At 38.8% G+C, this 19,475-nt stretch carries 18 protein-coding genes and 1 riboswitch; of the genes, 8 read left to right on the top strand and 10 right to left on the bottom strand.

Going from position 1 to position 19,475, the window contains the following annotated elements; translation table 11 throughout:
* Positions 1-114: 114 nt before the first annotated feature.
* On the top strand, positions 115-1,035 hold the full coding sequence (locus I7804_RS11610) for a hypothetical protein (RefSeq protein ID WP_248403623.1): 921 nt from the start codon (positions 115-117) through the stop codon (positions 1,033-1,035).
* A gap of 81 nt (positions 1,036-1,116) precedes the next feature.
* Here I7804_RS11610 and I7804_RS11605 read toward each other — a convergent pair whose 3' ends face one another.
* Positions 1,117-2,205 carry a GGDEF domain-containing protein gene (locus tag I7804_RS11605; protein ID WP_248403622.1) on the bottom strand — a complete coding sequence of 363 codons (1,089 nt, stop codon included), beginning with the start codon at positions 2,203-2,205 and terminating at the stop codon, positions 1,117-1,119.
* Positions 2,206-2,839: 634 nt separating this feature from the next.
* Between I7804_RS11605 and I7804_RS11600 the strand changes: the two genes are divergently transcribed.
* Both I7804_RS11600 and I7804_RS11595 read left to right on the top strand, forming a co-directional pair.
* Entirely contained in the window at positions 2,840-3,982 is a 1,143-nt protein-coding gene (locus I7804_RS11600; RefSeq protein ID WP_331477806.1) for an IS110 family transposase, read from the top strand.
* Between the two features lie 337 nt (positions 3,983-4,319).
* Positions 4,320-4,598 carry a hypothetical protein gene (locus I7804_RS11595; protein ID WP_027204488.1) on the top strand — a complete coding sequence of 93 codons (279 nt, stop codon included), beginning with the start codon at positions 4,320-4,322 and terminating at the stop codon, positions 4,596-4,598.
* Positions 4,599-4,763: 165 nt separating this feature from the next.
* Here the strand turns inward: I7804_RS11595 and I7804_RS11590 are convergent, their stop codons facing one another.
* Positions 4,764-5,147, bottom strand: coding sequence for a hypothetical protein (locus I7804_RS11590; RefSeq protein WP_248403621.1), 384 nt, complete (start codon positions 5,145-5,147; stop codon positions 4,764-4,766).
* A gap of 148 nt (positions 5,148-5,295) precedes the next feature.
* Positions 5,296-6,333, bottom strand: coding sequence for an aldo/keto reductase (locus I7804_RS11585; protein ID WP_248403620.1), 1,038 nt, complete (start codon positions 6,331-6,333; stop codon positions 5,296-5,298).
* 209 nt (positions 6,334-6,542) lie between these two features.
* Here I7804_RS11585 and I7804_RS11580 point away from each other — a divergent pair, with 209 nt between their 5' ends.
* The 5 genes from I7804_RS11580 (at position 6,543) to I7804_RS11560 (ending at position 13,184) form a co-directional block, all read left to right on the top strand.
* Complete coding sequence (locus tag I7804_RS11580) at positions 6,543-7,520, top strand: TAXI family TRAP transporter solute-binding subunit (RefSeq protein WP_248403619.1); 978 nt, start codon at positions 6,543-6,545, stop codon at positions 7,518-7,520.
* Positions 7,517-9,511 carry a TRAP transporter permease gene (locus I7804_RS11575; RefSeq protein WP_331477805.1) on the top strand — a complete coding sequence of 665 codons (1,995 nt, stop codon included), beginning with the start codon at positions 7,517-7,519 and terminating at the stop codon, positions 9,509-9,511. Before I7804_RS11580 ends, I7804_RS11575 begins: the two co-directional genes overlap by 4 nt.
* 67 nt (positions 9,512-9,578) lie before the next feature.
* Complete coding sequence (locus I7804_RS11570; RefSeq protein ID WP_248403618.1) at positions 9,579-10,187, top strand: AAA family ATPase; 609 nt, start codon at positions 9,579-9,581, stop codon at positions 10,185-10,187.
* A 503-nt stretch (positions 10,188-10,690) separates the two neighbouring features.
* Positions 10,691-11,656 (top strand): GGDEF domain-containing protein, encoded by a 966-nt coding sequence (locus I7804_RS11565; protein WP_248403617.1) that lies wholly within the window; start codon positions 10,691-10,693, stop codon positions 11,654-11,656.
* A gap of 163 nt (positions 11,657-11,819) precedes the next feature.
* Positions 11,820-13,184, top strand: coding sequence for a sodium-dependent transporter (locus I7804_RS11560; protein ID WP_248403616.1), 1,365 nt, complete (start codon positions 11,820-11,822; stop codon positions 13,182-13,184).
* A 136-nt stretch (positions 13,185-13,320) separates the two neighbouring features.
* On the opposite strand, the gene I7804_RS11555 is transcribed toward I7804_RS11560, so the two are convergent.
* From I7804_RS11555 to I7804_RS11525, 7 genes are all read right to left on the bottom strand, one after another.
* Entirely contained in the window at positions 13,321-13,905 is a 585-nt protein-coding gene (locus I7804_RS11555) for a thiamine phosphate synthase (RefSeq protein WP_248403615.1), read from the bottom strand.
* 8 nt (positions 13,906-13,913) lie between these two features.
* Positions 13,914-15,167, bottom strand: a complete 1,254-nt coding sequence (gene thiH, locus I7804_RS11550; RefSeq protein ID WP_248403614.1) for a 2-iminoacetate synthase ThiH — start codon at positions 15,165-15,167, stop codon at positions 13,914-13,916.
* Positions 15,164-15,970: a thiazole synthase gene (locus I7804_RS11545; protein ID WP_248403613.1), complete on the bottom strand. Its 807-nt coding sequence runs from the start codon at positions 15,968-15,970 to the stop codon at positions 15,164-15,166. Before I7804_RS11545 ends, thiH begins: the two co-directional genes overlap by 4 nt.
* A 43-nt stretch (positions 15,971-16,013) precedes the next feature.
* A complete protein-coding gene (thiF, locus tag I7804_RS11540; protein WP_051211661.1) occupies positions 16,014-16,679 on the bottom strand; it encodes a thiamine biosynthesis protein ThiF in 666 nt (221 codons plus the stop codon).
* Positions 16,680-16,709: 30 nt separating this feature from the next.
* Positions 16,710-16,904 carry a sulfur carrier protein ThiS gene (gene thiS / locus I7804_RS11535; protein WP_022753191.1) on the bottom strand — a complete coding sequence of 65 codons (195 nt, stop codon included), beginning with the start codon at positions 16,902-16,904 and terminating at the stop codon, positions 16,710-16,712.
* A 219-nt stretch (positions 16,905-17,123) separates the two neighbouring features.
* Positions 17,124-17,230: riboswitch (TPP riboswitch) on the bottom strand.
* Between the two features lie 86 nt (positions 17,231-17,316).
* Entirely contained in the window at positions 17,317-17,997 is a 681-nt protein-coding gene (locus I7804_RS11530) for a hypothetical protein (protein ID WP_248403612.1), read from the bottom strand.
* Between the two features lie 383 nt (positions 17,998-18,380).
* Positions 18,381-19,445, bottom strand: coding sequence for an ABC transporter ATP-binding protein (locus I7804_RS11525; protein ID WP_248403610.1), 1,065 nt, complete (start codon positions 19,443-19,445; stop codon positions 18,381-18,383).
* Between the last annotated feature and the right edge of the window lie 30 nt (positions 19,446-19,475).

Below are 19,475 nucleotides of genomic sequence, written 5' to 3'. Positions count from 1 at the left end.
TGCGGCTTTTGGAACTTTAGTTGTGCTCAATTACCCATTTCTCCATATTTCCCAATGGAAAACATGTCAAAATGTAGTATAATAGACGAAAAAGCAGAAGGGAAAATATGGGGGATGGAAGATTATATCTACTGGCATTTGCCGGGCTTTAGTGTTTTTCGAGACCTGAATAGCACTCTTATTGATGTTATGCAGGAATATCCAAATTGTTTTTATGACAATTACCGGGTCGGAAGCGTTTATGGAACGTTCCCGGGAGCCATTTGGAATGGGGGTAGAACAGTCCTTGGCTTTTGTTCTAAAAACGAGATCGAACGAACTATTCAGCTTTATAATTCCAAAAATGTACCAATGCGCTTCACATGGACCAATCCTTTAATAGAGGAAAGGCACCTTAATGACACTTTTTGCAATCTAATAATGCAAATGGCCGATAATGGCAAAAATCAGGTATTAGTCAACACAGATATCCTGGAGAAGTACCTTAGAAAAAATTATCCAAATTTCAAATTTATCTCATCAACAACCAAAAGAATAACAGATCCCGATAAGCTTCATGATGAGCTGAAAAAGGATTACTTCATGGTAGTACTGGACTATGACATGAATCATAACGAAGAAGTTTTAAAAGGACTTGAACCTATGGCAGACAGAGTCGAGATACTTGTAGATGAAATCTGTTTTCCTAATTGTCCTAATCGCCTTAAGCATTATCGTGATGAAGCCATGAAACAACTTCAATACGAAGTCGCCAAGCCTTTCCCTTGTCCTAACAGACAGGAAAAGAAAACCTTCGCAGACTGTATGAATAAACCTGCATTTATATCAAGAAATCAGATGCATGACTATATAAACAGAGGCTTTAGGAATTTCAAACTTGTTGGAAGAGGACTTCCGCAGTCGGTTGTGGTTGATTCTTATATGTATTTTCTTGTCAAAGAAGACAGTCAGGTATTTGTAAAAGGCGAGCTTGGAAAAAGGCTTCTTGATAAAGCCAAGAAAAGAGAAGAGCTTAGGAAAAGCGTTAGAAGATAAGTCTGTAATCTAAAGATCAAAGCGGATAAATAGCTATATTCTAGTTATCCGCTTTTTTATATTTGAAATAAATGTAGCAGATCAAGTATTATTATGCTTTATTGACTTTATCTTATATAGTTCGTTATCAGCTTTTTCAATAAGTTCCATTAGATCTTCCTTAGTATTGATAACGCCTGAAGCAACGCCATAGCTAACATTTATTGGAGTATCTATTCCTTCAACCTTGGTACCATAGACTCTTTTGGCCCAGGTTGATAACCTGCTTTTAAAAGTATCTTCAGAAAGCTTTGTAGTCATGATAAGGAATTCATCGCCGCCATATCGGAAGCAGTCTTTGCGCCTGAATACTATGAAGAGATTAGATGCTGCCATTTTGATAACTTCATCACCTTTTAAATGCCCGAAAGTATCATTGAACGTTTTAAAAAGGTCTATATCTGTCATAGCAACATGCGTAGTTACGCCTTTTTTGATCTTGATAGATTCCAGAGCATATCTGTTCATAAGCCCTGTTAGCTGGTCTATAGAAGACTTTATATAAAAATCCTCAGCAAGCTGTCTGGCTTCATAGGTCGCGATGATTGAATCGATCATTCGATGATAACTGATGATACATACTATAACAATTACAACCAGATATAGAAGAGCATTGATAAATACTATATCCTTGGCTCCATCATAGCAATATAAAAGAGCGTAGAAGAACAGATTCTCAACAATCAGTAATAATACATGGTATAAAGGTGTGATAAGGATAAAAGATATTATACTTATATTAGCTATAAATAAGACCAGGATCTGCCTGTCAAGCTTGTAATTAGTATATGAAGTATATAAGCAGAACGCAGATATTACTATAATACATAGATATACAATACATACAGACACATTATGTCCATGGATCTTGCCTTTTAGAAATAGTTCTGAGAGCCCGGCTATGATAAGACTTAGCAATATGACAGCTATAGTAGCGATTGTTGTTATATTAACGTATAGATTATTGTAATAAAGTATAAAATATCTGAGCATGGAAAGAACTCCGACAATAGCTGTAATTATGCATATCGTCTTAACAGATGACATATTGCTCAGATCGATTATGTCGTTGATTTCATCCTTGTTCTTTGGAAGTAGCAATTGCTTTATTTTATTGAATATATCCACCATAATATACCTGTTTAATTAAGGATCGATGTATGCGTTAGTAAATGGATATTAGATATCGATTAAAAAATATAGTGCTTTCTATATATCGGAAGAATAATCAGAAATAATTATCTGAAAGTGATTATGATGTTAGAAGCAAGGACGATGGGGCCAAAACATGGAAATAACGGTAAAGAAGGGAAAATTGCGGCAGGTTGCGTTTTTAGGTGCATCTCTTCGTAAAACTCGCGTTTTGCGAAGAGATAAAAATCGCGCTCTACTCCCGGCTACCTCCGGCTAAAACTTTATTTTATGTGTTTAATTATACCGATGATCCATATATAGTACTCTCATTTTCAGTGCTATGCCTGGCAAAACTGATCAATTGATAGGAGCTCTTTTTAGTACCATAAAAGTGTAGTTGCTAGAGAGTAATTAACTCTGACATCTGCACTTATTTTTTTATAATAAGGGGAGTAATTGGTCTGACGTGGCTCTTTTTGGATCAGCGCATCCGTCACATAAACCGTTAGCCAACCCCTTATTATAAGCATTCGCTTAAGCAGGTAGGGAGAAACACCCGCGTAACCAACTAAACTGAATGGTAATAAGTGTGGCTGGAGCAATTACTATTTATAGTTGGAGGAGGATCAGAATGATTAGTGTTGGAATTGATGTATCAAAAGGAAAAAGCACTGTCTGCATACTTAAGCCGTATGGAGAAATAGTGTGCAGTCCTTTTGAAATGCAACATGTTGAGAAGGGGCTAGACGGACTCGATAGTATTCTCCAGAAGTTAGATGGTGAAATACGTATAGTCATGGAAGCAACGGGCATCTATCACTTACCAGTATTGACTTATCTTACAGAGAAAGGCTATTTCGTATCTGTAGTAAATCCTTTTGTGATGAGGTCATTCGCAAAGGATAACAACTTTAGGGGTGCAAAAACTGACAAACTTGATTCGGTCATGATTGCTAATTATGGAATTGAAAAGTGGTTTAAACTCCAAAAGTATGAAGGTGCCGAAGAGGTATATGCTGAGCTGAAGCTGCTAGGGCGCAGATATAGGTACTATATGGAACTCCATGTTAAGGCTTTACAAGAATTAACTCATATCCTCGATTATGTCATGCCTGGAATCAAGAAAAAGTTTAATAGCTGGAACGAATCAAGCAACAAGGACAAGTTAAGCGATTTTGTGGAAAAGTTCTGGCATTATGATGTAATTACTTCCATGGGTCTTGAAAAGTTCAAAGATGAGTACCTTCTCTGGGCAAAAGAAAAGAAATATCACCGGAGCATATCCAAAGCTGAAGAAGTCTATGAATTAGCATCCGGTGGTATTCCTACACTATCTTCCAGTACCCCATCGACCAAAATGTTAGTACAGGAAGCAGTATCAGTATTAAGGGCTATAGATAGCTCCTTGGCTACTATATTAGCACGAATGCAGGTTCTTGCTAAGTCCTTACCAGAATACTCTACAGTTAGAGAAATGGGTGGTGTTGGAGATGTGCTAGCGCCAAAACTAATTGCAGAAATAGGAGATGTAAGAAAACTTCATAGTGCAAAAGCTCTCATTGCTTGTGCCGGTATAGATCCACCGCCTTACGAGTCAGGACAATTTGTGGGCACAAATCGAAGGATGACAAAGAGAGGATCATCAACTTTACGAAAAGTAGGATATGAAGTAATGAGGGTACTTAAGAGTCATCCGGCGCCCAAAGATGCTGCTGTATATAATTATATAATCAAGAAAGAAAATGAGGGAAAGTGCAAAAACACGCTAAAATAGCGGGATTAAATAAATTTCTACGTATATATTATGCAAGAGTAACCGCAGTCTACAAATAAGTAGCAACAGCTATAAAAAGGCTGGAATTATTCATCCAGCCTTTTTGTGATACTTAAAAATGGTGAAATTGAAAACACTTAAAAATAAGCCGTTTCGCTATTGACATTTGTTAGCAGGTTTATTCTGCAATTTCTAACAATTTTGTGAAAACTAAATCAAATTATTGAATTAATCAGCTCTACACGCTATAATGTGAAAGTATGTTTTGTTCTAAAGAACTTACAGAGCCGTACCATATACGGTTTCAATATAATTGCTAGATGTTAGGGGAGGACATATGGGACTTTTCGGGGGACCAAAGAAAAATAAAGAATTAGAAAGCTATCTGGCTTCCTGTGAAATGTATATGGATAACAATTATAAAGATGCCGCTCAGGAAGAATTCCAGAAGTTCAAGAAACGTTTCAAAGAACTTGAAGAATACGAATACCTTTCAGAAAAACAGCTTGAATACTATGATGATGTATACAGCATGATGTCTGAGAAAATGAAGGGCTACGGTCATGTTCAGATCCGTAGAGATAAAAATGCAATAAAGAATAAATCAAGAAGGTAAGAACCTAATACAAAACATAAGATTATAATTTAGAGGCGATATTCGCCTCTTTTTTGATGCAAAAAAAATCTTTATATATTTATAGTAAATGCACTTAATAAAAAAACAGGACCACAACTGCAGTCCTGTTTAGAAATATTATTGAATCTTTGATTCAAAAATGTATTACTTTTTGATAGATTTCATATAAGCAAGATATGTTAAGAAACCAAATACAATAACGTATATGAGAGATCCCATGCTAAAATAAGAATATTCACCTACAAGAGCCTGAATCTCATCAATCAGGAAGTAAACTGCTCTTAAACCAAGTGCTATAGCAATCATTAAATAGTTCTCTGTTCCAAGAAGCATAAAGAAGAAAAGATAGAAAGCTACTTTTACTAAAGTATAAAACCAGCCCAAACTAAAACCCGGAATGATCAGCTGTAATACCATAAGAGCACCACATGCTAAAGTGACAGGAAGTGCGTACATCTGCAAAGGTGCAAGTATTTTGTTGTTGCTGAAGTAATTTTTTAGTGACTTACATACATTTTCGAAACCCATTATTAGTTCCTCCCATAAACTATATTTTGTGTGTAGCTTTTAAAGTATATCCTAATATAATAATGTATACAAGTATCAGATATTGCTATTACATGACGTAAGGGTCAAAAGTTATTTCGATTCGAGCTTGCTCATTAAATAGTATCAATCACTTTACCTTGCGCTCTCCTGCCAGAACCAGTCTGTAATCTTCCAGATTCTTTTTAAGAAGCACAGGAATATTAAGTTCATATGGACATTTGGGAAGACATGCGCCGCAGTTAACACATGTATCAATCTTGGCCATCTCGCTCTGCCAGTAATCAGAAAGCCATGAATCGCTGGGGGCTCGTCTTAGCATCAGTGACATTCTGTTACACTGATTGATCTGAATTCCCATAGTACAAGGCATACAGTATCCGCAGCCTCTGCAGAAATCACCCATGAGCTCTACTCTCTCACTTTCAATGAAAGCCTTGATCTCATCGTCCATAGAAGGTGTTTCATCCATATATGAAAGCCATTCATCAAGCTCGTTGTCCCTCTGGATGCCCCAGATAGGTACAGCGCCTTCAAACTGTGATATAAAGGCCATGGCAGCTTTAGAATTAGTAATAAGTCCTCCTGCAAGACCCTTCATACCGATAAAACCTACATTATGCTCATTGCACATATGTATGAGCTCTATCTCCTTATCAGATGCCAGATAGCTCATAGGATACTGAACTGTCTCGTACAGGTCAGATTCTATCAGTTCTTTGGCCACTCCAAGTTTATGAGCGGTACCGCCTATATGTTTGATAAGTCCTTTTGCCTTGGCTTCAAGCATGCACTCATACATGCCAGTACCATCACCTGGCTTATAACACTGTCCCATTAGATGAAATTGGTATACATCGATATAATCTGTTTTTAACATCTTAAGAGATGTCTCAAGATCCTTCCAGAAATCTTCCGGCGTCTTGGCAGCTGTCTTTGTAGTGATTATGATCTCATCTCTTTTGACCTTGCCATCGCCAAAAGCTTCTCCGAGCTTTTCCTCACTATCACTATAAGCTCTTGCAGTATCAAAAAATCTCATGCCGCCATCATAAGCTTTTCTTAGAAGTCTTGCAGCTTCCTGGATAGAAACTCTCTGTACAGGAAGTGCACCAAAACCATTTTGCGGAACGCATATGCCTGTGCGTCCTAAAGTAACATTTTTCATAGTCATAATCTCCGTTATTGATAATACATTTAGAAAAAATATTTACATCAATATAATAACTTAAAAAAATAAAATATAAATCTTTTATCAGACTTTTGATACCTTCCTCTTTATATCTTGACGATAGCACAACCTTCGCTTCTATTTAGCATAGATTTTTGATATGTGTTAAGATATAGGATGGAAAAAATAAAAAAGAGGTAAAAAATATGAAGAAAACACGCATTTTCAGGATGATAAGTACGATCCTGATGATCGTTATGTGCACATGTCTTTGTGCCTGCGGTAGTTCTCAGCGTTTCATGTTCGGAACCGGCGGAACTGCAGGAACATATTATGCATATGGCGGAGTTCTCGCACAGTATATGAAACAGTATGCAGGTGTTCGTGTTACTGCCGTATCAACCGGCGGTTCTAAAGCTAATATTCAAAGTATTCAGGATGGCGATTTCCAGCTGGGATTCACTCAGTCAGACGTAATGTCTTATGCATGGTCAGGAACCAGAGCATTTGAAGCAGACGGCGCAACCCACGATTTCAGAGTACTTGGATGTCTTTATGCAGAAACAGTCCAGCTTATCACAATGGATCCTGATATCAAATCCGTTTCAGATCTTAAAGGTAAGAGTATCTCTATAGGAGAAGCCGGATCCGGCGTATATTTTAATGCACTGGATGTCCTTGAAGGAGCCGGTATCACTCTTGATGATATAAAGCCTCAGTATCAATCTTTTGAAGATTCCAAAGAGTCCTTAAAAGATGGCAAAATAGATGCAGCATTTATCGTAGCAGGAGCTCCTACTACTGCTATAACTGAGCTTGCTACGACCAATGGAGTCAGACTCCTTGGAATTGACGGCGGTCTTCGAGACAGCATCATTGCAAAATGTCCTTATTACTCTGCTTATACCATTCCTGCCGGCACATATCCCGGTCAGGACGATGATATAGAGACTATCACGGTCAAGGCGACTGTTATCGTCTCCGCTTCTCTTGATGATGATACTGTTTATGATCTGACAGCAGCTATCTTCGATCACATTGACGATATCACTTTAGAGAATGCAAAAGGAAGCGAGCTTAATATAGAAAGTGCTACAAGCGTAACTGATGTTCCTTATCACGAAGGCGCAGCCAGATATTATGCTGAGCACGGTATCACAGTAAGAACGGAGGAGACAGATTGAGCAGCAATAATACTAAAGATATAGATAAAAATATAAATAATACAAGCGCCTCCGGTTTAAATGATAATAGTTCATCCAAAGCCTCTTCAAGCGCAGAGATCGACTCTGTTATGAGAAAATACGACAGAGAGTCAAATACCAGAGTATGGACAGGTGTTCCTAAGATCGTAGTTACAGTTGTTCTGGCTCTTTTTTCACTCTGGTGTATCTATGTAACTCTGTTTGCAACATTTCTTGAAGAGATAAGGCTTACATCCTTCATGGCACTTATCGTCCTTATGGGATTCCTTATCTATCCTCATAAAAAGGGACTTACAAGACCCAATTATATTCCAATAGGTGATATCATATTCATGATCCTTGGAACAGCTTCATACCTTTACTTTACATTTAATGCAAATGATATTATCAATCAGGGTACAAGATTTGAATGGTATCAGATCATAATCGGTATAGTAGGTATTGCGGCTCTTATCGAAGTTACCAGAAGATGTGTAGGTATGCCTATTCTCATAGTAGCAGCATTATTTGTAATATATGCTCTTACACTGGGACTTACTAATCCCAGCTTTGCAGGCAGGATCAAATATCTTGTACGAAACCTCTTTTATACCAAAGGAGGAATCCTGTCAACACCGGTTAACGTATGTTCTAAATATATAGTAGTATTTATCATATTTGGCGCATTCCTTGAAAGAACCGGAATCTCAAGTTTTTTTATTCAGCTTGCAAACAGTATAGCAGGCCGCTTTGCAGGTGGACCTGCCAAGGTTGCAGTTATCTCTTCTGCTCTTTGCGGTATGGTATCAGGATCATCTGTAGGTAATACTGTTACAACAGGTTCTGTAACAATTCCTATGATGAAAAAAACAGGCTATCGCAATGAATTTGCTGCAGCTGTAGAAGCTGCCTCATCAACAGGTGGACAGATAATGCCTCCTATCATGGGCGCTGCAGCATTTCTTATGGCTGATTTTATAGGAGTTCCGTATTCAGATGTAATCGGTAAGGCAGTGCTTCCTGCTATCCTTTACTTCTTTGGAATATTTATTACGGTTCATCTTGAAGCTAAAAGGCTCAGACTCACCGGAATCCCCAAGGATCAGCTTCCAAGCTTTTTTAAACTCATTAAGAAGATATATCTTCTCATCCCCATCATAATGCTTATCGTATGGGTATCCGGCAATTATATGACTATGCAGAAAGCTGCTTCACTTGCGATCATCCTTTCTATCATAGTTGGTTTTATCAATAAAGACGCCAAGCTCACTCCAGGTAAGATTCTCGATGCTCTATCATCAGGCGGTAAGAGTGCTATCACAGTAGGCGCAGCCTGCGGCGTTGCAGGTATCATCTCCGGTGCTATTACTATGACAGGTCTTGCCAACGAGCTTATTAATGCAATCGTAAGCGTTGCAGGGGACAAACTCATCATAGCGCTTGTACTTACTATGCTGTGCTGTATCGTACTTGGAATGGGTGTTCCTACTACAGCCAATTATTGCATCATGGCTGCAACAACGGCTCCTATCCTCATCAGAATGGGCGTTCCGATTGCAGCAGCGCATTTCTTTGTATTTTACTTTGGTATAGTGGCAGATATCACTCCTCCTGTTGCCCTTGCAGCATATGCAGGTTCTGCTATCGCCAAGAGTAATCCTATGAAGACAGCATTTACAGCTTCAAGACTTGCTATAGCAGCTTTCATAGTTCCATATATGTTCTGTTTAAGCCCGGCTCTTTTAATGATAGATACTACCGCAGTAGAAGTCGCTCTAATAAGCATTACTGCTATCATCGGTATATTCGCCCTAGCATCAGGACTTGAAGGCTATTGTTTCACAGATATGAACAAGATCATCAGAATCCTTGTTGTTATAGGTGGTCTTCTTCTTATATATCCAGGTATAGTAACTGATGGAATCGGATTTGTACTTGTAATAGGATCTCTTGCTTTCCAGTATCTGTCATCAAGAACCAGGAAGGCATAAGTTTGAAAGTGTTCCACTTACAAAACCAAAGACAAAAACTATATAAATGCGCGGAGGCATTATTAAAATGGCGGAAAATTTAAAATTCCCGGTAATTACAATTGGTAGAGAATACTGTGCATATGGACGTACTATAGCACGTATCCTTTCGGAGAGACTTGATATTCCTTATTTTGACAAGGATTTCGTTAAAAAGACCGTTATAGAAAGCGGCTTTTCAGAAGATGAAGTCAACTCGGAAGGAGAATCAATTTCTACTTTATCTCTTTTTTTAGAGAACTTCTTAAACGGAACTGCAGCTTACAACTCCTATGATGACATTTTTGAAGCTCAAAAGCATGTCATCGTAGACCTTGCCAAAGAGCCTTGCATCATTGTTGGTCGCTGTGCTGACTTTGTGCTTAAAGAGGCAGGTATACCGTCTCTTGACGTATTCCTTTATGCTGAGACAGACTTTAAATTAAAGCGCGCAGCAGAGCTTCATCCAGGCAATGACACAGCTCATCTTAAGAAGATAATGAAAAAACAGGATGAACTTCGCAGAATCTATTATAAGCACTATACAGGTCATGACAGCTACGATTTCTCTAATTATGATCTGTGCCTTAATACAGGAATCATCGGTGTAGAAAAATGTGCTGACATAATCGAAGACATCGTAAGAGGTACCAGATAAGCTTCTGCATCATTAGATAAGATTCAGATCAATATCTACCACGATCAAGTAAACCACAATTAACGTTCTATCATCTGGGCGCTAATTGTGGTTTTTGTAATAGACCGAACCTCCTACTTGGACGGACCTGCATTCTCAAAGCCGATACATTGACAGTGGTATATAAATTCTTGTAAAAATGACGAAAATCAATCTAAGCGTTTGTCAAAATAGCACAAAAATTATAATTATTAAACATTTTTTGTACTTTCGATGTACATGAAAGTATGGCATAATAATAAAACGTTAATATGTGATCGCTATACAGAGTTTACTGTTTCGTAAACCATTCTTTTCTAGATCAAGTTATCACAGAATTTGAGCCAATGATCAGAGGTTTTATTTATGATATCTAATGTATTAAATATCCGTTACCTTTTAGAACTTTGCAAGAAATTGAAAAATCTTGGCACAGATCAAAAGAAGATTTTATTAGATATAATGTCAGATATTATCAGTTTTTTATGACTATAGCACTTAGCGGTGGATGTCTTGCAGCTATTATGTGCCTATATTCTGACTATATGCTTAATGGGACTATTATGCCAACACTAATTCCAAGGCTGTCTTTAATTATCCCACTTGGGCTTTTCTTATTTTTTAATAACAAGATAAGTAATTATAAGCTAAACATAGCGCTCAATCATACTATGTGTCATTTTGTGCTGCTCTCTACCATCTGGGCTGTGTATCATCTTCAGGACAAGACTTATTTTGCTGCAGGAGCGGTGACTATCCATATTATAATGTGGACGCTGGGATTTTCTTCTAGAATCAGAGACACGATCCTATCCTATGGTATTTATTTTGCAGAAATATTTATATCAAACACCTTCAATCACTATGACAATATGGATATTATTCTGGCCCTCAACATTCCGTGCGCTTTTGCTGTTATGTTTGCACAGATAATACTGACACTTATCACCTTCGATCACTATCTTGCAATTAAGCAGATGGAGAAAGAGAACGTAACAGACGAACTTACTCAGGTAGGCAACAGGGCTTTGCTTGAAGAAATCGTTGATAATAGCAGTGTTAAGATACAATCTCCTGCGGCCCTCATAATGCTTGATATTGACCATTTTAAGAACGTCAATGACACAAACGGCCATATAGTAGGTGATAATGTTCTTAAATATCTTGCGGACTATGTCACGAAATCTGTCAGAAAAGATGATTACGTTATCAGATACGGCGGAGAAGAATTTCTTGTTATTCTTAATAACTGCACAATTAATGAAGGAACTAAAACCATCAACAAGATCAGAAAAGGAATCAGCAAGGACCCTAAAAGTCCTGTTCCTATCACCATCTCAGCCGGCATTGCAGAATATACAGGCGATTACAACAAGGCTTTAAAACTGGCGGATGAGGCATTATATGAAGCTAAGAACAGCGGACGCAATAAAGTAGTGGTTCATGCATAAAAAGGGGTAGAGGCTGTATTTCTATGTACGCGGATACAGGATGTATCTAGTACATGCCCAGAAATACATGGATGTATTTCTATGTACGTTTTTCCTTGCGGCATATGCTTTAATGCTTTAAAATGCTATATAAAAGTTTTAAAAATATGTTGGAGAATTAATCATGGAAAAGAAAAGAAGTCATTTTTCAGGAAAAATAGGATTTGTCCTTGCGGCAGCAGGTGCCAGCGTAGGACTTGGTAATATATGGAGATTCCCATACCTTGCCGCTAAGTATGGTGGTGGAGCTTTCCTTCTTGTATACATCATACTTGCATTTGTATTTGGATACACAATGATCGTATCCGAAACTGTTATTGGACGTATTTCTAAAAGAAGTCCAATTGGCGCATTTCAGGCTTTTTCAGACAAGAAGATCTATCACTTCGGAGGCTGGATCAATGCCATAATACCGATGCTTATAGTACCTTACTACTCTACTATAGGCGGCTGGGTTCTTAATTATCTGTTTCAGTATATAACTGGCAATACAGAAGGCGTTGCCCAGGATTCATACTTTGGTTCTTTTATCTCAGATGGATTTCAGACTGAGCTTTGGTTTATCGTCTTTTCTTTTTGTGCACTTTTAGTAGTATTCCTTGGAGTGCGTAATGGAATCGAACGAGTGTCCAAATTTATGATGCCTATTCTTGTAGTATTATCTCTCATAATCGCAATATACTCTATGACAAGACCTGGCGCTATAGAAGGTATCAAGTACTTCCTTATACCAAACTTCTCAAACTTCTCATGGATGACAGTTGTAGCTGCTATGGGCCAGATGTTCTACTCTCTTTCTATCGCCATGGGTATCCTTATTACCTTCGGTTCATATATGAAAGATGATGTACATATAGAAGAAGCTACAGTCAATGTAGAGATATTCGATACAGGCATTGCTATAATGGCCGGTCTTATGATCATCCCTGCAGTATTTGCATTCTCAGGCGGAGATGCTACTTCGCTCGGAGCAGGACCTAGTCTTATGTTCATAACACTTCCCAAAGTATTTGCCGGAATGGGTATGACAAGACTTATGGGTATCATCTTCTTTGTACTTGTATTCTTTGCAGCTCTAACAAGTGCTATAGCTCTTTCAGAAAGTGCTATTTCTACATTCGAAGATGAGCTTAACTGGAGCCGTCATGGTGCTACAATCTTTATGGCACTTATCATGATAGTATTCGGATCACTTTCTTCACTTGGTTATGGACCTCTTTCAGGTGTAACTATACTTGGAATGCAGTTCCTTGACTTTTTTGATTTCCTTACAAACTCAGTCATGATGCCGATTGCAGCAATTTTCATATGTCTGTATATAATCAGGGTTATCGGCTTCCATGCTGTCGAGCATGAAATGACTAAAGAAGGTGGTACATTTAAACGTAAGGCTGTGTATAAATTCATGATCAAGTACCTTTGCATAGCATTTCTTTTGATCATTCTTATCAGCTCAATACTTCAGGTATTTGGAATCATAAAGATCTGAACATAGTATAAACGCTTAGTTCTTTTTATCATTGTCATAGGTAAAAAGAACTAAGCGTTTTTTATATCTGCAAAACACATTATGAAAAAGCAGGCTACGACAGGAAGCTTTAATTACAGCTTTTTGCTCTTTCCTCTTATTTCAAGATCTCGCCTTGCATATACCCGCTCATCATACAGCCTCCTGCTGCGCCGCAGCTTATGATCTCAGGCATCTTAGAAGGTGTTATCCCGCCAATTGCATATACTGGTATATGAACATGTTCACATAAATTCTTGAGAAAATCAGTCCCCCGCCCCGGAATACCTTTTTTGCAATCAGTATCGTATATGTGTCCTGCTATAATATAGGTGCAGCCAAGTCGTATGGCTTTAGCTGCATCTTCCGTGCTATGACAGGAAGCTCCGAGGATCTTTATCTTTTGTCTGTCAGCTCCAGAGACCTTTTCAAGAGCGCTTAAAGGCATATGAAGACCTTTGTTATTGGCTATGGCAAGCTCAGGATGATTGTGATAGATAAGCGGAACTCCATACATATTGCAGATAGGTTCTACCATGATAGCAAGCTTTTCATATTCAGATTCACTTAGATCTTTTTCCCTAAGTATTATGGCCTTTGGCTTTGACCTTGCTACATTCTCTATCCTGTTAAGAAAAGGTTCCTGGCAGAGCTTTCTGTTTGTTATGCATATCAAAGGCTGCGTCAATTGTTCGTTTTTCATGTGAGTTTTCATACATACAGATAGTCATTTAATACAGGCTGCAATCCTTCGTCTGAGATATCCGTATACATATGATCAAGGCTTCTTGAGTCATTTATCTCGAACTGCTCATCTCCCTTGGCATCTCCAGATTCTTTTCCCGTATACTTACTTTCGTGATCGCCAATTCCTGTAGATACGCCTGCAGACACCTTGGTTGCAGCGATCTTGACTATACCATTTCTAAAGGTACTGCTCTCTCTTGATGAAACTGTGATACCTACATAAGGAAGGAATATCCTGTATGCACAGATTATCTGGCATAGCTGCTTTTCATGAACGTCCATGGGATTTATCTTATCATTATTGATGATGGGACGAAGTCTTGGACATGACAGAGACATCTCTGCATATGGATACTTTCGCTGTAGGTAGTACAGATGCAGCGCAGTTGCAAGAGCATCCTTACGAAAGTCAGAAAGCCCCAGTAGTGCTGAGAAGGCAACACCTCTCATGCCGCCTCTTAAAGCTCTCTCCTGAGCATTGAATCTATAAGGCCAGACTCTCTTATGTCCCATGAGATGAAGCGATTCATATACATCTGTATCGTAAGTCTCCTGGAATACCGTCACATAGTCAGCTCCGCACTCATGCAGATATTTGTACTCATCTGTATTTAATGGATATACTTCAAGCCCTACATTCTTAAAATACTTTCTGGCAAGCTTGCAGGCTTCTCCAATATAGTGAACATCGCTGACACTGCGGCTTTCGCCGGTAAGGAGCAGGATTTCTTCCATGCCGCTTTGTGCTATAACCTTCATCTCATGCTCGATCTGCTCAGTGTTAAGGCACATTCTGTGTATATGGTTGTAACAGTTGAAGCCGCAATATACACAGTAGTTCTCGCAATAATTGGCGATATATAATGGCGTGAAAATATATACAGTATTGCCAAAATGTTTGCCTGTTTCATTCCTTGCCTTTATAGCCATCTCTTCAAGGAATGGCTCTGCAGCAGGTGACAATAGCGCTTTGAAATCTTCAATAGTGCAGGTATCATGGTCAAGAGCATTTCTTACATCCCTTGCAGTATACTTGTTATAGTCATAAGAATTAAAGGCCTTTAGTACTAAGTCTTGTATATCAGAAGTAATTTTCTCCATACCATCCATATACTCCATATGGTTAGTACGCACAGAGGGATCTGTTTCAAGCCTGTGTTTTTTCTCAAGAGCCTCTTTACTAAGAGTTTTGTTGTCTATAAAGAAGTTGTTCATCATGCGCCTCTTTCTTCCTGGTTAAGGAAACCTGTCAGAGGATCAGAAGCACTGGCGCCTCTTTCAAGTACTCTTCCAAGGCCTGCAAGATATGCCATACGACCGGCTTCTATACCCAGTTTGAAAGCACTTGCCATTCTTGGAAGGTCTCTTGAAGTAGCAAGCGCTGTATTGGCCATAACTGCAGCGCAGCCAAGTTCCATAGCTTCACAGGCCTGGGACGGCGCACCTATTCCGGCATCAACGATTATAGGAAGATCTATCTCATCTACAAGGATCTTGATGAACTCTTTGGTCACAAGTCCCTTATTAGAGCCAATCGGAGCGGCAAGAGGCATAACAGCAGCTGCTCCGGCGCTTACCAGATCTCTTGCAACGTTTAGATCCGGATACATGTAAGGCAGAACTACAAAGCCCTCTTTAGCAAGTGTCTCAGTAGCCTTGATTGTTTCATAATTGTCCGGAAGCAGATATTTTGTATCCTTCATGATCTCTATTTTGACGAAATTGCCGCATCCAAGCTCTCTGGCTATTCTTGCTATGCGAATAGCTTCATCTGCATTCCTTGCTCCGCTTGTATTTGGAAGCAGTGTTACATTCTCAGGGATATAGTCAAGGATATTCTCATGTTCTTTGGTGTTGGCTCTCCTTACCGCAAGTGTTACGATCTGGGCGCCTGCATCCCTTACAGCTGCCTGGATCAGCTTCATGGAATACTTGCCGGAACCTAGTATGAATCGTGAATTAAATGTTACTCCGCCAAGGACAAAAGGGTCATTATTATTTATAGCATTATTAGTATTCATAGCCTTCTCCTGTTTTTGTCAGTTTTTTATATAGATTTGTGCATTAGTTATTGGCAGCAGCTTTTTTATGTATCAGAAGTTGTATTATCTTGTGAGCCTGATGAGCTGCGCAGACCATAACTCTTGATGGAAGAAGCGAGTCGGCTTCACCTACATCTGTATGGAAATCTCCACACAGATAGAAGTGCTCTGATATCTGTCTTGTTATGATATCATTGGCATCTCCTGTACCTGCCATGCCTGATGCAGCCACAAGATCAGTATCAGGGAACACTTCCAGAACTGTACCTACAAGCATGGCTTTCTGCTCAGCATTATCAAAGGCTTCACATATCACGTCAGCGTCAGTAAGCAGATCTTTGATCCTGTCCGGACTTATCTTCTCATCATGAAGTTCAACTCTTGTAAGAGGAGCTATCTCAGCAAGATTATCAGAAAGCGCCCATGCCTTCTTCATGTCAAGCTGACTTGTCTTATAGAACTGTCTGTGAAGATTTGTAATATTAACTGTATCAAAATCTGTTAGTATAAGCCTTCCAACACCTGCTCTTGACAGCATCATCGCTATGTTAGAGCCGAGTCCTCCGAGGCCGCATATAGCAACTGTAGACCCTGCAAGCGCATCAACAACTTCTTTACTCTCTTTTTCTTCCTGAGCTTTTCTTAGCTCATAACCAAATGCTATTTGTGATTCATTATTAACGATCATATTAACCTCATTCCATGTAAAAACTACGACTCAGCCACCACCAACAAAGCTGACAACTTCTACAACATCACCACTTTTTAAAATTGTCTTTTCATAAGCGGCCTTAGGGACTATCTGCCCATTTAACTCAGTAACTACTCGTGTAAGTGCATAACCTTTTTGACTTAACATAGTTAGTACATCAAGGCCGTCCAGCTGGCAGTTTTCACCATTTACAGTAACCATAATCTCTCCTCCTGTTTTTGTATAAAAGTGATTGGGAATAGTGCAACGATCTTTGCTCAAAAAGACTTAGACATATGGATGATCATCGTTAATTGATCCGATTTAATGGAAAAATAAAAGCTACCGAAATCAATCGGTAGCTTTTATGGTCTATTTATCGAGTAATCATAAGCAATACTAATTATAATAAATTGCTCTCCCATAGTTATAAGCCATAATACATGACTAAATGGGCATCCCTACGTTGGCATTATCCAAATCAGGTTCTCGGTCGAAGGTCTTACCTTCCTCTCAGCCTTTTACAAAAGCTCCCGTCTGTTCAATTGTCAGAATAACTATACTACTAGAATATAAATAATACAAGTAAAAATGTAAAAATAATGTGGATAAGCTATAGTAATATGAGCAGGCATTATATAGCAACATACTTAAGGATATCATCAAATATCGAGTCAACATATTGATCTATCTGCTTCTCTTCGCTGCTAACAACGATATCGTCTATGATAGTACCTGTTTCTGCATCGCTTAGTACATACAGAACTTCATTGGCTCTGCAATATGCTTTATAGATCTTTGCAATCTGATCCTCAACAACGGCTCTTTCTTCTTCACGAAGCTCACAGGCTGACTCCCAGTCTTTTAACTTGATCCTGTGTTCATTGCCATCAAAAGCATAAGAACAAGGATAGAGTCCTGTAAGTATCACAGCCTTGAACTCAAGACCGGCGATTGCATCTATAGGTGCTACTACAACGCCCTTATTATTACTGATTGTAACGCCCATACCATCTTCTTTTTCCTGTGTGATGGCATATGGGATATTATTTTCATCAAGCATCATTTTGACCCAGTGCTGGATGTAATATCTAAGACCTTTATTATCTTTATTGGGATATAGGATTGCTATGTCTGAATAATCCAGTTTGTAAGTTGCAGCAATCTCTTTTACAGCTTTTACAGTTTCTTTCACGATATTGTTTCTTTTTATACCGGTTACAACATTAAGTGCTACATCATCGTTTACTGCTTCTTTGAAAAGTTCTATATAATCTTCTTTATTAAACTCAAGTGGCCATATTTTTACTGACATGATTATCCCCCTTGTAATTGCGAATTTATTTTGATCATCTGTTTATATTTTTCCAGGAAAAAGAACTAATACCTATCAGCTCTATAGGATCATGAAGGGCACTTGATCGTCATATTTACATGACTTTTGCCCTGTCACTTACAAAGTATATACGTAAAGCACCTATTGTAAACCGATTTTGGACAGAACGTCATTTTGGCCCGACGAAAAGCATTTTTGTTATGTAGTCAAACTTCTCACTTGGCCGGTGCCATGTCCGAAAAATTCCTCCAAGGCAGGCGAAAAATTTGAGTTATAAATATAAAGAAGCGGCTTACGGATTATGTCGAAAGCCACTTCTTCATAGATTTAATAATTTTTAGTTTTATATCTGAGCTTAAGTCTTATTGCAGTGCATACAGCGTATTTTCCTCAAAATTAAGGAACACTTCGTCTCCGACATTGTATATCTTCTTGTTGCGAGGGTTGTACTCCTGAATCTTGATAAGAGATCCGCCTATCTCAACATGATAATCCTGATAAGCTCCCATGAAGCAGGAATACCTGACAATACCTTTGATAACGCCATTATCTCCAAGTACTGCGCCTTCAGGTCTTAGAACGACATCGCAGTTTGAGCCGGGCGCTATATCAGATGTAGCACATGCAACTTCTGCCCCGTCTATAACTACCACGTCCTTACTTTTTACAGTGCCATTCAGGAAATTGGCTTCACCAATAAAGTCAGCAACAAATCTGCTGTTTGGATAATAATATGCCTCCTTTGGCGTTGATACCTGCTCTACGATTCCGCTATTCATGATGATGACCTTATCTGAGATGGCCATGGCTTCTGACTGGTCATGTGTTACATATATGGCTGTGATCCCGGATTTTTGCTGTATCCTTCTGATCTCTGTTCTCATGGATACTCTGAGCTTGGCATCAAGATTTGATAAGGGCTCATCGAATAGCAATACTCCAGGTTCTATTACAAGAGCTCTTGCAAGAGCGACTCTTTGCTGCTGACCTCCGGATAGCTGGTTGGTCATCCTGTTCTCCATACCTTCAAGACCTACAAGTTTTAGAATATCAGTTACTTTCTCTTTGATTACAGCTTTATCGAGTTTGCGAAGCTTAAGTCCATAAGCTACATTATCAAAGATATTGTAGTGAGGAAGAAGCGCATAGCTTTGGAATACCATCGCAGTATCTCTCTTATTGGGAGTAAGTGCATTGATAGGCTCATCTCCAAGATATATCTCACCCTCATCAGGACTTTCAAAACCTGCGATCATACGAAGAGTCGTAGTCTTACCACATCCGGATGGACCAAGGAGTGTTACGAAGCTTCCGGGCTCGATCGTAAGATCCGCATCTTTGACAGCATAGAAGTTCTTACCGGTCTTTGGATCTTTGTATATTTTTGATATATGTTCTAAACGAACACCTTTCTTTTCTTTTGCCATGTTATTTCCCCCTTGAGTCGTTGATTTTCC

Origin of the sequence: Butyrivibrio fibrisolvens (genome assembly GCF_023206215.1) — a bacterium.
GTDB classification, from domain to species: domain Bacteria; phylum Bacillota; class Clostridia; order Lachnospirales; family Lachnospiraceae; genus Butyrivibrio; species Butyrivibrio fibrisolvens_C.
Note: the sequence above shows the minus strand (reverse complement) of the source record. Positions and strands in the feature narration are given on the sequence as shown.